Origin of the sequence: Micromonospora sp. NPDC049230 (assembly GCF_040647875.1) — a bacterium.
Classification (GTDB): domain Bacteria; phylum Actinomycetota; class Actinomycetes; order Mycobacteriales; family Micromonosporaceae; genus Micromonospora.
The window spans coordinates 14,703-30,191 of sequence record NZ_JBEZCZ010000036.1; the positions used below are offsets into that span (position 1 = coordinate 14,703).

At 73.1% G+C, this 15,489-nt stretch carries 13 protein-coding genes; 12 read left to right on the plus strand and 1 reads right to left on the minus strand.

What is annotated here, in order from left to right; genetic code table 11:
* Positions 1-46: 46 nt before the first annotated feature.
* From AB0A95_RS25875 to AB0A95_RS25920, 10 genes are all read left to right on the plus strand, one after another.
* Entirely contained in the window at positions 47-1,090 is a 1,044-nt protein-coding gene (locus AB0A95_RS25875; protein ID WP_357558345.1) for a quinone-dependent dihydroorotate dehydrogenase, read from the plus strand.
* Positions 1,091-1,384: 294 nt separating this feature from the next.
* On the plus strand, positions 1,385-2,659 hold the full coding sequence (locus AB0A95_RS25880; protein ID WP_357558346.1) for an adenosylmethionine--8-amino-7-oxononanoate transaminase: 1,275 nt from the start codon (positions 1,385-1,387) through the stop codon (positions 2,657-2,659).
* A gap of 64 nt (positions 2,660-2,723) precedes the next feature.
* The gene (gene pyrF, locus AB0A95_RS25885) at positions 2,724-3,560 is read left to right on the plus strand and encodes an orotidine-5'-phosphate decarboxylase (RefSeq protein WP_357558347.1); all 837 of its coding nucleotides are present in this window, start codon (positions 2,724-2,726) and stop codon (positions 3,558-3,560) included.
* Positions 3,561-3,738: 178 nt separating this feature from the next.
* Positions 3,739-4,056 carry an integration host factor, actinobacterial type gene (gene mihF / locus AB0A95_RS25890; RefSeq protein ID WP_030335662.1) on the plus strand — a complete coding sequence of 106 codons (318 nt, stop codon included), beginning with the start codon at positions 3,739-3,741 and terminating at the stop codon, positions 4,054-4,056.
* Between the two features lie 25 nt (positions 4,057-4,081).
* Entirely contained in the window at positions 4,082-4,618 is a 537-nt protein-coding gene (locus tag AB0A95_RS25895; protein ID WP_357558348.1) for a guanylate kinase, read from the plus strand.
* A 61-nt stretch (positions 4,619-4,679) separates the two neighbouring features.
* Positions 4,680-4,943, plus strand: a complete 264-nt coding sequence (gene rpoZ / locus AB0A95_RS25900; RefSeq protein WP_007075826.1) for a DNA-directed RNA polymerase subunit omega — start codon at positions 4,680-4,682, stop codon at positions 4,941-4,943.
* Positions 4,944-4,957: 14 nt separating this feature from the next.
* Positions 4,958-6,169: a bifunctional phosphopantothenoylcysteine decarboxylase/phosphopantothenate--cysteine ligase CoaBC gene (gene coaBC / locus AB0A95_RS25905; RefSeq protein WP_357558349.1), complete on the plus strand. Its 1,212-nt coding sequence runs from the start codon at positions 4,958-4,960 to the stop codon at positions 6,167-6,169.
* A gap of 87 nt (positions 6,170-6,256) precedes the next feature.
* Entirely contained in the window at positions 6,257-7,450 is a 1,194-nt protein-coding gene (metK, locus tag AB0A95_RS25910) for a methionine adenosyltransferase (protein ID WP_357558350.1), read from the plus strand.
* Positions 7,447-9,420: a primosomal protein N' gene (locus AB0A95_RS25915; RefSeq protein ID WP_357558398.1), complete on the plus strand. Its 1,974-nt coding sequence runs from the start codon at positions 7,447-7,449 to the stop codon at positions 9,418-9,420. The genes metK and AB0A95_RS25915 overlap by 4 nt, the downstream gene beginning before the upstream one ends.
* A gap of 254 nt (positions 9,421-9,674) precedes the next feature.
* Positions 9,675-10,658, plus strand: a complete 984-nt coding sequence (locus AB0A95_RS25920; protein ID WP_357558351.1) for an AAA family ATPase — start codon at positions 9,675-9,677, stop codon at positions 10,656-10,658.
* A 94-nt stretch (positions 10,659-10,752) separates the two neighbouring features.
* On the opposite strand, the gene AB0A95_RS25925 is transcribed toward AB0A95_RS25920, so the two are convergent.
* Positions 10,753-12,033, minus strand: coding sequence for a hypothetical protein (locus AB0A95_RS25925; RefSeq protein WP_357558352.1), 1,281 nt, complete (start codon positions 12,031-12,033; stop codon positions 10,753-10,755).
* A gap of 242 nt (positions 12,034-12,275) precedes the next feature.
* Here AB0A95_RS25925 and AB0A95_RS25930 point away from each other — a divergent pair, with 242 nt between their 5' ends.
* Complete coding sequence (locus AB0A95_RS25930; protein WP_357558353.1) at positions 12,276-14,750, plus strand: tetratricopeptide repeat protein; 2,475 nt, start codon at positions 12,276-12,278, stop codon at positions 14,748-14,750.
* 176 nt (positions 14,751-14,926) lie between these two features.
* Entirely contained in the window at positions 14,927-15,484 is a 558-nt protein-coding gene (gene def, locus AB0A95_RS25935; protein ID WP_357558354.1) for a peptide deformylase, read from the plus strand.
* The last annotated feature ends 5 nt before the right edge of the window (positions 15,485-15,489 follow it).

The following is a 15,489-nucleotide window of genomic DNA, read 5'->3' on the forward strand; positions in this document are numbered from 1 at the left end:
ATAACACCATGATCGACGCGGTGGGCAGGGGAGAGGGAGGGGGTTGGTGATGTTTGAGCGGGCGGTGCGGCCTTTGTTGTTTCGGGTTGGGGGTGGGGACGCCGAGGCGGCGCACGAGTGGACTCTGCGGCGGTTGGCGGCTCTGTCGCGGCGGCCGGTCGCGCTCGCCGCGCTGCGGGCCCGGTACGCGGTCAGCGCGCCGCGCACGGTGTTCGGCGTGCGCTTCCCCAACCCGGTCGGATTGGCTGCCGGGATGGACAAGGACGGCGCGGCGCTGCCGGCCTGGCCGGCCCTCGGCTTCGGTTTCGTCGAGGTCGGCACGGTCACGGCGCACGCCCAGCCGGGCAACCCACGGCCACGGCTGTTCCGCCTGCCGGCCAGCGCGGCCGTTGTCAACCGGATGGGCTTCAACAACGCCGGGGCCGCCGCGTTGGCCGCCCGGCTGGCGGCGCTGCCCCGCCCACTCGGGGTGCCGCTGGGCATCTCGTTGGGCAAGTCCAAGGTGACCCCGCTCGACGAGGCGGTCGAGGACTACCTCGCCTCGTACCGGGCGCTTCGTGGCCACGGCGACTACTTCGCGGTCAACGTGTCCTCCCCGAACACGCCGGGGCTGCGCTCGTTGCAGGACCGCGCCCACCTGGACGCCCTGCTCGGCGCGCTGGTGGGGGAGAAGCCGGTGCTGGTCAAGATCGCGCCCGACCTGACCGAGGCGGCGATCGCCGAGTTGCTGGAGGTCTGCCTGGCCCGTGGCGCCGCCGGAGTGATCGCCACCAACACCACGCTGTCCCGGACCGGGCTGGCCACTGTGGACGCCGATCGCGGCGCCCAGGCCGGTGGTCTCTCCGGTCGGCCCCTGACCGCGCGGGCCCGCGACGTGGTCGCCTTCGTGCACTCCGAGACCGGTGGCCGACTTCCCGTCGTCGGCGTCGGCGGGGTGCTGGACCCGGACGACGCGACGCGGATGTTCGACGCCGGCGCCGCCCTGGTGCAGCTCTACACCGGCTTCATCTACCGGGGCCCGGCCCTGGTCCGCGCCGCCGCCCGCGCGGCGGCCACCACCGCGGCGCGGGACCCCGTCGCGGGCCGGTGACCGCCCCCGGCCCGGTGCTGGCCCGGCGCAACCGAGTGCCGAGTCCGCTCCGGGCCGAGGAGCACATGTCCGCTGTTGCCTCCTTTGCTCTGCACCCGTGGATGCACCACCCGGAGCACCACATCCGGCCGCCGGGTGTCGCGTCCGCGGGTGCAGAGCAAAGGGCGGCGGCGGCGGTGGTGGGAGCCGGTGCCGGGGCCGGCGCCGGGGCCGGGGCGGGGGAGGCGGCGGAGAGGTTCGCCCCCGCCGCGGGACGCCCGCCGTCCGGACCGCTTGAGGCGCAGAGGAGTACGTGTGACACCCGAGGAGATCCTGGCCACCGACCGCAAGCACGTCTGGCACCCGTATGCCGCGCTGCCGCCGACGAACCCGCCGTACCTGGTGCAGAGCGCCGCGGGGGTGCGGCTGCGGCTGGCCGACGGGCGGGAGTTGGTGGACGCGATGTCGTCCTGGTGGGCGGCGATCCACGGCTACCGGCACCCGGTGCTGGACGCGGCGGTGACCGACCAGCTCGGCCGGATGAGCCACGTGATGTTCGGCGGGCTCACCCACGAACCCGCCGTGCGGCTCGCCCGGACCCTGGTCGAGCTGACCCCGGAGGACCTGGAGCACGTGTTCCTGGCCGACTCCGGCTCGGTGAGCGTCGAGGTGGCGGTGAAGATGTGCCTGCAGTACCAGCGGGCCGTCGGTCGTCCGCAGCGGCGCCGGTTGGCGACCTGGCGGGGCGGCTACCACGGCGACACGTTCCACCCGATGAGCGTCTGCGACCCGGAGGGCGGCATGCACCACCTCTGGGGCGACGTGCTGCCCCGGCAGGTGTTCGCCCCGGTCCCGCCCGGCGGCTTCGACGACCCACCCGACGACGCGTACGTGGCGGCGTTGGTGCGGACCGTCGAGCGGCACGCCGACGAACTGGCCGCGGTGATCGTCGAGCCCGTCGTCCAGGGCGCCGGGGGGATGCGTTTCCACCACCCGGGTTACCTGCGGGTGCTGCGCGAGGTGACCCGCGCGCACGGGATCCTGCTGATCTTCGACGAGATCGCCACCGGATTCGGCCGTACCGGCGAGATGTTCGCCGCCGAGCACGCCGGGGTGACACCTGACGTGCTGTGCCTGGGTAAGGCCCTCACCGGCGGCTACCTGACGCTGGCGGCCACCCTGTGCACCCCGGAGGTCGCCCGGGGCATCTCCGCCGCCGGCGTGCTGGCGCACGGGCCGACGTTCATGGGCAACCCGTTGGCCTGCGCGGTGGCGAACGCCTCCATCGGCCTGCTGCGGGCCGGAGACTGGGCCGGCCAGGTCGCGAGGGTCGGCGCCGGCCTGCGCGCCGGCCTGGAGCCCCTGCGCGGTACGCCGGGCGTGGCCGACGTGCGGGTGCTCGGCGCGATCGGCGTGGTCCAGCTCGATCACGAGGTCGACATCGGCGCGGCCACCGCGGCGGCGGTGGACCACGGGGTGTGGCTGCGCCCGTTCCGCGACCTGGTCTACACGATGCCGCCGTACGTCACCGACGACGCCGACCTGGCCCGGATCACGGCCGGGGTGGCGGCGGCGGTGGCGGCGGGCTGAGCCGCCGTCGTCAACGGACACCCGGGAGGCGGTGCGCCGCCCGGCAGGAGAGAGGGAGTACCGGATGGAGAGCTTCGGAACCCGGCTGCACCGGGCGATCAGCGAGCGGGGGCCACTCTGTGTGGGCATCGACCCGCATCCCGGTCTGCTGGCCCGCTGGGGCCTCACGGACGACGTTCAGGGGTTGGACAGCTTCACGCGGACCGTCGTGGAGGCGCTCGGTGACCGGGTTGCGGTGGTGAAGCCTCAGTCGGCCTTTTTCGAGCGGTTCGGATCCCGCGGAGTGGAGATTCTTGAGTCAACTATCCGACAGTTACGGGATGCCGGTTCGCTCGTTCTCCTCGACGTCAAGCGCGGCGACATCGGTTCGACGGTGAGCGCGTACGCCTCCGCGTACCTTGATCCATCCAGCCCCATGTATGTCGACGCGGTGACCGCGAGCCCCTACCTGGGAGTAGGTTCGCTGGCGCCGATGTTCGAACTCGCCGCCGAGCACGGCGGCGGTGTGTTCGTGCTGGCCCTCACCTCCAACCCCGAGGGCGCTGCCGTACAGCGGGCCCGCACGGCCGACGGCCGCACCGTGGCGCAAACCGTGATCGACGAGATTACGCAGCTCAACAGGGGTGCGAGCCCGCTCGGGAGCTTCGGGCTGGTGGTCGGGGCGACCATCGGCGACACCGGTCACGACCTCTCCGGCGTGGGGGGTCCACTGCTCGCCCCGGGGCTCGGCGCACAGGGTGCGGGGGCGGCCGATCTGCGTACCGTCTTCGGTTCGAGCCTCGCCTCGGTGCTCCCGTCGTACTCCCGGGAGGTGCTCTCGGTCGGCCCCGATGTCGCCGCCCTGCGCGCCGCCGCGGACCGCGTCCTGGCCGACTGCCGGGCCGTTCTGCCTGCCCGGTGACTGACTGACGGGTCGGTCACCCTACGGTGATCATGCGGCCCCCACGTTGCCGAAAGCTCCGTTGGCCGCTAGTTTTCCCCGCGCTGGGAACCATGGACCCCTTGGTTCACAGCGACACCACGTTTCACAGATGCGGCGGTGCGCCCCGCCCGCCGCGATAGGGACCTGAGGAGAACTGGTGCCGCTCCCGTCACTGACCCCCGAACAACGCGCTGCCGCGCTCGAGAAGGCCGCGGAGATCCGCAAGGCCCGTGCTCAGCTGAAGGAGCAGCTCAAGCAGGGCAAGACCACTCTCGGTGCCGTCCTCGAGCGCGCCGAGAGCGACGACGTCGTCGGTAAGCTCAAGGTTTCGGCCGTCCTGCAGGCCATGCCGGGTATCGGCAAGATCCGGGCGACCCAGATCATGGAGAAGCTCAAGATCGCCGACAGCCGTCGCCTGCGTGGCCTCGGCGAGCAGCAGCGCAAGGCACTGCTTGGAGAGTTCGCCGCCAACTGAACCTGGCAGCGTGTAGAAACAAGCAGTGAGCACGGATGACGAGGCGCGCCCGGCTGCTCGGCTCACTGTCCTGGCTGGACCTTCGGGTTCCGGCAGGGAGAGTGTCGTCGAGTTGGTCCGGGCGCGTTCTCCGTCCGTGTGGATCCCGGTGCCGGCAACCACCCGGCCGCGCCGGGCTTCGGAGATCGACGGGGCCGACCGTGTTTTCCTGGCCCCCGCCGAGTTCGATCGCCGGCTCGCCGTCGGCGAGCTGTTGGAGTGGTCCCGGATCGGTGGCTACCGCCGGGGGACTCCGTACCCACCGCTGCGCGCCCGGCTCGACGCCGGGCAGCCGGTGTTGCTCCCGCTCGACCTGCGCGGCGCCGCGCAGGTGGGTGTGCGCCTGCCCGACGCGCGGCTGGTGCTGCTGAGCCCACCCGGGTACGAACCCGACACCACGGTGACAGTCGCCGTCGAGCACACGCTGACCCACGACCGCACCGAGCGGGTGGTCGACGAGCTGGTAGGCTTACTCGGTTCTTCTTATCCGGACCCGGCCTGGTCGCGCGTGCTGCGCGGCTGAGCGCCGGCCGTTGAGACTCAGCACCGCGTCCGCGCGGCTCGAAAGACGCAGAGGTTAATTCGTGGGATCCATCGCCAACCCCGAAGGCATCACCAACCCGCCGATCGACGAGCTCCTCGAGAAGACGACGTCGAAGTACGCGCTGGTCATCTTCGCCGCCAAGCGCGCGCGCCAGGTCAACGCCTACTACAGCCAGCTCGGCGAGGGCCTGCTGGAGTACGTCGGCCCGCTCGTCGAGACCACCCCGCAGGAGAAGCCCCTCTCCATCGCCATGCGCGAGATCAACGCGGGTCTGCTCACCGCCGAGCCGACCGACCAGCCGTAACCGCTCGCCGGCCGATGTCCGCCTCGATCGTCCTCGGGGTCGGCGGCGGCATCGCCGCCTACAAGGCGTGTGAGCTGCTGCGACTCTTCACCGAATCGGGTCACCAGGTCCGGGTCGTGCCCACCGCGTCGGCGCTCCGGTTCGTCGGGGCGCCGACCTGGGCGGCGCTCTCCGGGCAGCCGGTCGCCGACGACGTCTGGACCGACGTCCACGAGGTGCCGCACGTCCGACTCGGTAAGCGGGCGGACCTGGTGGTGGTCGCGCCGACCACCACCGACCTGCTCGCCAAGGCCGCGCACGGGCTCGCCGACGACCTGCTGACCAACACGCTGCTGACCGCCCGCTGCCCGGTGCTGCTGGCGCCGGCCATGCACACCGAGATGTGGGAGCACCCGGCCACCGTGGCCAACGTCGCCACGCTGCGCTCGCGGGGCGTGTGGGTCATCGAGCCCGCCGTCGGACGACTCACCGGCGCCGACACCGGCAAGGGGCGGCTGCCCGACCCGGCGGAGATCTTCGCTGTCGCCCGTCGGCTCCTGGCCCGGGGTGACTTCGCCCCCGCCGACCTGGCCGGTCGCCGGCTGGTCGTCACCGCCGGTGGCACCCGGGAACCACTGGACCCGGTCCGCTTCCTGGGCAACCGCTCCTCGGGCAAACAGGGGTACGCGTTCGCCCGCGCCGCGGTCGCCAGGGGTGCCCGGGTCACACTGGTCGCGGCAAACGTCTCCCTCGCCGACCCCGCCGGCGTCGACCTGATCCGGGTCGGCACCACCGCCGAGTTGCGGGAGGCGACGCTGAAGGCCGCCGTCGAGGCCGACGCGGTGGTGATGGCGGCGGCTCCGGCCGATTTCCGACCGGCGTCGTACGCGCCTGGCAAAATCAAGAAGTCGGACGACGGCGTCGCACCCACCATCGAGCTTGTCACGAACCCGGACATCGCGGCGGAGCTCGGTCGGCGCAAGCGACCGGAGCAACTGCTCGTGGTGTTCGCCGCCGAGACCGGCGACGCCGAGGCCAACGGCCGAGCGAAACTCGCCCGGAAACGGGCCGACCTGATCGTTGTCAACGAGGTCGGTCCCGATCTGGTCTTCGGTGCCGACACCAACACGGTGACGGTCATCGGCGCTGACGGCTCAGTCAGCCGGCTGCCTGAGCAGGCCAAAGACGCCGTGGCCGACGCCGTCTGGGATCTCGTCGTGGCGCGACTGCCGGGCCGTCGCTCCTGACGGGTGGAACGGAGCGCGACCGGGACCTACACCGGCCGCAGTGTTGACTAGACTGCCGCGGAACGACCTCACACGCTTAGGAGTGCCGTGACACGCCGCCTCTTCACGTCCGAATCGGTCACGGAAGGCCACCCGGACAAGATCGCCGACCAGATCAGCGATGGCATCCTCGACGCGTTGCTGACCGAGGATCCGCACAGCCGGGTCGCGGTGGAGACCCTGATCACCACCGGCCAGGTGCACATCGCCGGTGAGGTGACCACCAAGGCGTACGCCGACATCCCCACCATCGTCCGGCGGACCATCCTCGACATCGGCTACGACTCGTCGAAAAAGGGCTTCGACGGCGCGTCCTGCGGGGTCAGCGTCTCCATCGGCGCCCAGTCCGAGGACATCGCGCAGGGCGTGGACAACGCCTTCGAGCTGCGTACCGGGGCGTCGGAGAGCGCGCTGGACGCGCAGGGCGCCGGCGACCAGGGCATGATGTTCGGCTTCGCCTGCTCGGAGACGCCCGAGTTGATGCCGCTGCCGATCGCCCTCGCCCACCGGCTCGCGCGCCGCCTGGCCGCCGTGCGCAAGGACGGCACGATTCCCTACCTGCGGCCCGACGGCAAGACCCAGGTGACGATCGAGTACGAGGGGCTGCGCCCGATCCGGCTGAACACCGTTGTCGTGTCCAGCCAGCACGCCGCGGACATCTCGCTGGACTCGCTGCTCACCCCCGACGTGCGCGACCACGTGATCGCTCCGGAGTTGGAGAGCCTGGGTCTGGACACCGACGGCTACCGGCTGCTGGTCAACCCGACCGGCCGGTTCGAGATCGGTGGTCCGATGGGTGATGCCGGGCTGACCGGCCGCAAGATCATCGTCGACACCTACGGCGGGTACGCCCGCCACGGCGGCGGCGCGTTCTCCGGCAAGGATCCGTCCAAGGTGGACCGGTCGGCCGCGTACGCGATGCGTTGGGTCGCCAAGAACGTTGTCGCCGCCGGTCTGGCCGAACGGTGCGAGGCGCAGGTCGCCTACGCCATCGGCAAGGCCCACCCGGTGAGCCTGTTCATCGAGACGTTCGGCACCGAGACCGTGCCGGTGGCCTCGATCGAGAAGGCCGTCTCCGAGGTGTTCGACCTGCGACCGGCCGCGATCATCCGGGACCTCAACCTGCTCCGCCCGATCTACCAGCAGACGGCCGCGTACGGCCACTTCGGCCGCGAGCTGCCGGACCTGTCCTGGGAGAGCACCGACCGGGCCGCCGACCTCAAGTCGGCCGCGGCAGCCTGACCGCCACCACGCGTAGCGACCGGCGACCCGCGGATGGGTCGCCGGTCGCGCGCGTCTGCGTGGACGTCCCGCTGGCGCATCTGGACCGCCCGTTCGACTATCTGGTGCCGGCCGAGCTGGACGAGGCGGCGGTGCCCGGCACGCGGGTGAAGGTGCGCTTCGCGGGGCAGCTCGTCGACGGGTGGCTGCTGTCGCGCGCCGACGACTCCGGGCACACCGGGCGGCTCGCGTACCTGGAGAAGGTGGTCTCTCCGGAGCCGGTGCTGGCGCCCGAGATCGCCCGGCTGGCCCGCGCGGTCGCCGACCGGTACGCGGGCAGCCTCGCCGACGTGCTCCGGCTCGCCGTCCCACCCCGGCACGCCCGGGTCGAGAAGGAGCCGCGCGGCGACCAGCCCACCCCGGCGGTCCCCACCGACCCGGTCGACCCGCGCGGGTGGCGGGACTACCCGACGGGCCCGGCGTTGCTGCGGGCGCTCACCGACGGCCGGGCACCTCGCGCGGTCTGGTCGGCGCTGCCCGGCGAGGACTGGGCGGCCCGCTACGCCGACGCGGTGGCCGCCACCGTCGCCGGCGGGCGCGGAGCGGTGGTGGTGGTGCCGGACGCCCGCGACCTCGACCGACTGGACGCCGCGCTCACCGGCGTGCTCGGCCCGGGGCGGCACGTCAGCCTCTCCGCCGCCCTCGGGCCGGCCCGGCGCTACCGGGCGTTCCTCGCCGCCCGCCGTGGGCAGGTGAAGGTGGTGATCGGCACCCGGGCGGCGATGTTCGCCCCGGTGGACCGGCTCGGCCTCGTCGCCATCTGGGACGACGGCGACGACCTGCACTCCGAGCCCCGGTCGCCGTACCCGCACGCCCGCGATGTGCTGCTCACCCGCGTCCAGTTGGCCGAGGCCGGTGCGTTGGTCGGCGGGTACGCCCGCACCGCCGAGGCGCAGCTGCTGCTGGAGACCAGCTGGGCTCGGGAGGTGGTCGCCGACCGGGCCACCGTGCGGGCCCGGATTCCGGCCATCGCGCCGACCGGCGACGACCCACAACTGGCCCGGGACCCCGGGGCCGCCACCGCCCGGCTGCCCAGCCTGGCCTGGACGGCCGCCCGCGACGCCCTCCGGCAGGACCTGCCGGTGCTGGTGCAGGTGCCCCGCCGCGGCTACCTGCCGTCGATCTCCTGCGCCGAGTGCCGCACGCCGGCCCGCTGCGTGCACTGTTCGGGGCCGCTCGCGCTGCCCTCGGCCGGTGGCACCCCGGCCTGCCGGTGGTGCGCCCGGGTGGCGGCCGCGTACGCCTGCCCTGAGTGCGGTGGGCGGCGGCTGCGGGCGGCGGTGACAGGTGCCCGGCGGACCGCCGAGGAGTTGGGGCGGGCGTTCCCCGGGGTGCCGGTACGCACCTCGGGGCGCGAGGAGGTGCTGACCGACGTGCCCGGCGGCGCGGCCCTGGTGGTGACCACACCCGGCGCCGAGCCGGTCGCCGCGGGGGGCTACGGCGCGGTGCTGCTGCTCGACTCGTGGGCCCTGCTGACCCGGGCCGACCTGCGTGCCGGCGAGGAGGCGCTGCGCCGCTGGCTGGCGGCTGCGGCGCTGGCCCGTCCGGCACCGGCCGGGCGGGTGGTGGTGGTCGCCGACGGTGCGCTCGCCCCGGTGCAGGCGCTGCTGCGCTGGGACGCCGCCTGGTTCGCCGGCCGGGAGTTGGCCGAGCGCCGGGAGTTGGGTTTCCCACCGGCCGTCCGGATGGCGAGCGTCACCGGCCCGGCCGAGGCGGTGGCCGACCTGCTCGCCGCGGCCCGGCTGCCGACCGACGCCGAGGTGCTCGGCCCGGTGCCGGCCGAGGAGGGCCGGGAGCGGATGCTGGTGCGGGTGCCCCGGTCCAGGGCTGCCGCGCTGGCCGAGGCGCTGCACTCGGCCGCCGGTGCCCGCGCCGCCCGCAAGGCCGCCGACCCGGTTCGTCTCCAGGTCGATCCGCTGAGCCTGTTCTGAGGTGTTTCGGCCGGTGCCGACGTCGGCGGCCCCGGCCCGCCGAGGATGGCTCTCGCACACCGCGTCCGGCAAAGCGGTGGCGCTCAAGTGGTAGCATCGCCCGTCATGTCAGGCGTACGACGGCTCCGGGTCGCAACGGAGCGTCACAGGCGCCGAGCTGGGGCCGCGCAGGATGGCGCGACGAGGGCGGGAACGCGTCGGTCGGACGCGATGTCGATGATGTCTTTGAGCCGGTGATCAGGGGTGGACCAGTCGTGACCGTTGGACAATCGATCGTCTTCAACGGCGACCTCGGCAGCGGCAAGAGCACCGTGTCGGTCGAGATCGCCAAGCGGCTCGGTATGCGCCGGGTCAGTGTGGGTGACCTTTATCGGGAGATGGCGCAGCAGCGGCAGATGACCGCTTTGCAGCTCAACCTGCACGCCGAGCTCGACCAGGCCGTCGACGGCTACGTCGACCAGCTCCAGCGGGACATCGCCGCCTCCGGTGAGCGCCTCGTCATGGACTCCCGGCTGGCCTGGCACTTCTTCACCGACGCGCTGAAGGTTCACATGATCACCGAGCCGGGTGAGGCGGCCCGCCGGGTGCTCGCCCGCCCGTCCGGGCCGGCGGAGAGCTACGCCTCCCTGGAGGAGGCCAAGGCCAAGCTCCGGGAACGCAGCGCGAGCGAGCGCAGCCGGTTCATCGTCCGGTACGGGGTGGACAAGGCCCGCCTGCGCAACTATGACCTGATCTGCGACACCACCCGCGCCTCGGCGGCCGAGGTGATCGAGCACATCGTCGCCGCGTACGAGGGCACGCTCGGTGCCGAGGTGCTGCGCGACGGGCCGCCGCTGCTGCTGCTGGACCCGGCCCGCGTCTACCCGACCGAGGACATCGCCACCCTGCGGGGTCTGTGGGACACCGACTTCGTCGGCGACGTGGCCGAGGCCGGTGACGAGGCCCTCGAACCGTTGAAGATCGGGTTCACCGGCGAGTACTTCTTCGTCGTCGACGGTCACCGCCGCCTCAGCGCCGCCCTACAGAACGGCTTCTCGCTGGTCCCCGCCCAACTGGTCGCCGAGGTCGACGAGCCGGTGGTGGGTGGCATGACGGCGATCGACTACTTCGCCGCCCAGGTCCGCCCCGGCCTGATCTACGACTGGGAGGCGGCCCACAAGATCCAGCTGCCGCTGCCCGAGCCCGCCCTGCTACGCGGTGACGCGGTGCTCGCCGGGGACCCGGCCGTCGGCGCCTGAGCCCAACGGTGGGCCGGGCCGGCACGCGGGATGCGCGCCGGCCCGGCCACCTGTTCACTCGGCGGGGCGATGCCTCAGCTTCCGAGGCGATGCCTCAGCCGAGGACCACGCCGGATGCGCCGACGCCGGCCATGCCCGAGAGGATGTCCTCGTAGTAGAACCGCCAGGCGCAGACCCGCCCGGTGGTGACGTAGCCGGTGCAGGGCACCGAGGTGTTGGTGTCGTCGATGGCGGTGTTGGTTCCGGTCGCCCAGACCTGGAGGGTGTTCGCCGCGTTCACGATCTCCACCGGGCCGCCGCTGTCACCCTGACCGACGGCGTTGGTGCCGGTGGTGTTCTCGGCCTGCACCTGACCACAGACCGTGCCGAAGTTGCGCACGTTGATGCACAGGTTGCGGGCCCTCACCTGGATCGAGCAGCGGGTCCCGGAGTACGCGCCGGAGGTGCACACCCAGTTGCCGACCTGGCTGGCCGACGCGCCGATCACCTGGTTGTTGAACTCACTGACCACCGCGCCGGCCGCGTCGGTGCTGTTGTTGAAGACCCGGCCACCCCCGCTGCCGTTGAGCAGCAGGGTGTCGGTGCTGACGTTGCGGGTGCCGACGGTGCCGATCGTCTGCCCGGTCGGGTCGGTCGCCAGGACGTTCAGGTTGGCGCAGTGCGCGGCGGAGAGCACCCGCGTCACCCCGCCCTGGTAGACACCGAAGCCGGTCGAGCAGCCACCGCCGGTGGCGGTGTTGCGCCACGCGGCGCCACCCCACCACGGCGGCGAGTCGTCCCACCGGGTCGCGGGCGCGGCGGCGACGCCGGTCTGCACCGTCACCGGGACGCCGGCGAGTGCCGTCGCGCCGAGCAGACCGTCCTGGGTGCCGACGAGCAGGCCGGCGCCGTCGGCACGCGGCCCGACCGTGGTGATCTGGTTGCCGACCTTGGCCCGCAGCCGCTCGGCCGCGCTGAGGAGTTCCCGCTGTGAGTACGGGGCGGACAGCACCTTGGTCGCGACGGTGGCCCGGGCGGTGGCCACCAGCTGGGCCGGCGGCTCGCCCTTCCAGTAGACCTGGAGTTGCCGGGTGGTGGGATCGGCGACGATTCCGGCGAAGCCGGAGTTCGCGCTGCGCTCGGCGGCCTTCGTGATCCGCGCGGCGGCGGTGTTCATGCGCTCCTGTAGCCGGAGCAGCTCCGACCAGGAGGCGAAGCCGCCGGGCACCGGTGTGCTGTCGACGAACGAACCGGTGGTGGCGGCTTTGCCCGCGGGTGCGGCGGTGGCCGGTGCGGCGGTCACGCCCGCGGCGAGCAGCGTGAGGCCGAACGCGGCGACGGCGGCACGCCGCAGCAGCGACGGGGACCGCCGAACGGTCAGATGTGGACGGATCATCAGGTACCTCTTCCCCCAGGGGTAGTGGAGCGGGTCGAACCCGCACCAGGACGGTGGCATGTGACCTCGGCGTCGCGAGGCGGATCCTGGACGGCGCTGGACACCACCGGACAACGCCGGACGGTCCACGCTCCACCGTGGAACTGTCAGACATCGGCGCTCGGCTATCGAATGGCGCGCGGGCGGAATTAGCCTGCCCCTGCGCATCCGGGGCGGCCGGGTGCACGGGGGGTGGGAGCCGCATGTCCGACCAACGGGTACCTCCCGTTCGACAGGCGGCGCAGGGATCGCCCGCGGCGTTCGAGGTGGCTCGCGGCGGCGCCGAGGCGCAGACATTGCAGGAGCTGGCCGGTTTGCTGCGCCAGTTGCGCCGTCGGGAGGCACGGCAGCAGGGCGAGACCCAGTTGACGTACCGGCAGTTGGCCGCGAAGACCGGCTGGTCGCGCGGGATCATGGGGGAGTATTTCGCCGGCAACATCCTGCCGCCGCCGGAGCGGTTCGACGTCCTCATCCGGCTGCTCGGGGCAACTCCCGCCGAGCAGGGAGTGCTGGCCACGGCACGGGACCGGATCGAGGAGCGCCGGCGGAGCCCGAACCGGGACCACGCGAGCACCGGCCGGGCGGGTGCCGGGGCCGCGCGCGCCAGGGCCGGCGGCCCGCGCCCCGCCGCGGCGTCGGCCCGCTTCCCGGTGCCCCGGCAGCTGCCGCCGGCGCTGCCGGGATTCGTCGGTCGTGCCGTCCAGCTCGCCCAACTCGATGCCGCCTGCGCCGACTCCGGCGAATCCGGGGACGGCGACATGGCGCCGGGCACCGTCCTGACGTTGTCCGGCACGGCCGGGGTCGGCAAGACGACGCTGGCGGTGCACTGGGCGCACCGGGTCGCCGACCGCTTCCCGGACGGGCAGCTCTACGTCGACCTGCGCGGGTTCGACGCCTCCGGAGCGGTGGTGACGGCCGTCGAGGCGGTACGAGGCTTCCTCGAGGCCCTCGAGGTGCCGCCGGAACGGATCCCCACCCACCTGCCCGCGCAGGTGGGTCTCTATCGCAGCCTGCTCGCCGGCCGCCGGATGCTGGTGCTGCTCGACAACGCCCGCGACATCGACCAGGTCCGTCCCCTGCTGGTCGGCAGCCCGACCTGCCTGGTCCTGGTCACCAGCCGCAACCGGCTCGCCGGCCTGATCGCCACCGAGGGCGCCCGGCCGATCGGCGTCGGCCTGCTCAGCGCCGACGAGGCCTGGCAACTGCTGGCCCGGCGGCTCGGCGGGGACCGGTTGGCGGCCGAACCGCAGGCGGTGGACGAGATGATCGAGCGGTGTGCGCGGCTGCCGCTGGCGCTGGCCGTGCTCGCCGCGCGAGGCGCGGGCAATCCCACCTTCCCCCTGGCCACCCTCGCCGACGAGCTGCGCGAGGCGCCCCACCCGCTGGACTCGTTCGACGGCGGTGACACCGGCACCGACGTGCAGGCGGTCTTCTCCTGGTCGTACCGGAGCCTGACGCCCGCGGCGGCGCGCTTGTTCCGGCTGTTCGGCTGCCATCCGGGGCCGGAGATCGGGGTGGCGGCGGCGGCCAGCCTGGCCGGGCTGCCCCGGGGGCAGGTGCCTCGTCTGCTGGCGGAGCTGGCGCACGCCCACCTGGTCACCGAGCACGCCCCCGGCCGGTTCGGCGCGCACGACCTGCTCCGGGCGTACGCGGCGGAGCTGGCGGAACGTCTGGAGCCGCCGGAGGCCCGCCGGGCCGCGATCCGGCGTGGGCTGGATCACTACCTGCACACCGCGCACGCGGCGGCGCTGCTGCTGCAACCGGGCCGCGACCCGGTCGACCTGACCGCCGCCCCGCCCGGTGTGCTGCCCGAGGAGATCGCCAACCACGGTCAGGCACTCACCTGGTTCACCGTCGAGTATCCGGTGCTGCTGGCGGCGGTCACCCACGCCAGACGTGCCGGGTTCGACGGGCATGCCTGGCAGTTGGCCTGGACACTCGTGGACTTCCTGCAACGCCGGGGGCGGTGGACGGATCTGGCCGTCGCCCAGCGGGCCGCCCTGGCCGGGGCGCGGCGGGCGGGTGACCGGCTCGGGCAGGCGAACGCCCACCGCGACCTGGCCCGGGTGCTCTCCCGGCTGGGCCGGGTGGACGAGGCGGCGAAGAACTACCGCCAGTCCCTGCTGATCTTCGAGGCGTTGGGTGACCACACCGGGCAGGCGCGGACCCACCGGGCGTTCGGCGCGATGCTCGACGGGCTCGGCCGCTACGCCGAGGCGCTGGAGCACGGTCAGCGGGCTCTCGCGCTGTACCGGGACGCCGGCCACGCGGCCGGAGAGGCCAGCGCCCGCAACGCGGTGGGCTGGGCGCACGCCCAGCTCGGCCAGTACGGTCCCGCGCTGGCGCACTGCCGGCAGGCGTTGGCGCTGCTGCGCCCGACCGGGGACCGGCACGGTGAGGCGAACACCTGGGACAGTCTCGGCTTCATCCACGCCCAGCTCGGTGAGCACCGCCAGGCGATTCGCTGCTACCAGCGGGCGCTGGGGTTGTACCGGCGGATCAGCGACCGCTACGACGAGGCGGACACCCTGTCCCGGCTCGGCGAGAGCCGGCACGCGGCGGGGGACACGGCCGGCGCCGTACGAAGCTGGCGAAGGGCCCTCGGCATCCTCGACGACCTCGGCCACCCCGACGTCGAACGGGTCCGGGACCTGCTGAGCCGGGCGGCGGACGGGTGAGACCCGGAGGGTCATGCTGTCGGACGTCGGCGGCGCGTCGCCGCCGCCCGGAGGCCGGTCGGTGACGCTCGGCACACCGGCGGTGGCCGATCGAGGTACGCCGGCCAGCGCGCGGCCGGGCACTCCGTAGACTGGTACGGCACGGCCCGTCCCACCTGTCGAAGGAGCCTTCCCGCGTGACCGTCCAGCCCATCCGTCTTTTTGGGGATCCGGTGCTGCGCACGCCGGCCGATCCGGTGGTCGACTTCGACGCCGAGCTGCGTCGGCTCGTCGCCGACCTCACCGACACGATGCGTGAGCAGAACGGCGCCGGCCTGGCCGCGCCGCAGCTCGGCGTGAGTTTGCGGGTGTTCACCTTCGACGTCGACGACGTGCTCGGGCACCTGATCAACCCGGTGCTCGAATTTCCCGACGAGGAGGAGCAGGAGGGCCCGGAGGGCTGCCTGTCGATCCCCGGGCTCTACTTCGACACCAAGCGTCGGCAGAACGTCATCGCCAAGGGTTTCAGCTCGTTCGGCGACCCGATGCAGATCGTCGGCACCGGCCTGATGGCGCGATGCGTCCAGCACGAGACCGACCACCTCGACGGGGTGCTCTTCCTCGACCGGCTGGACGCCCAGGGGCGCAAGGACGCCATGAAGGCGATCCGCCAGGCCGACTGGTACGACGCGGCGGCCCCACCGACGGTCAAGCTGAGCCCGCACCTCAGCGACCCCTTCGGGCTGGGTCGGTGACCCCG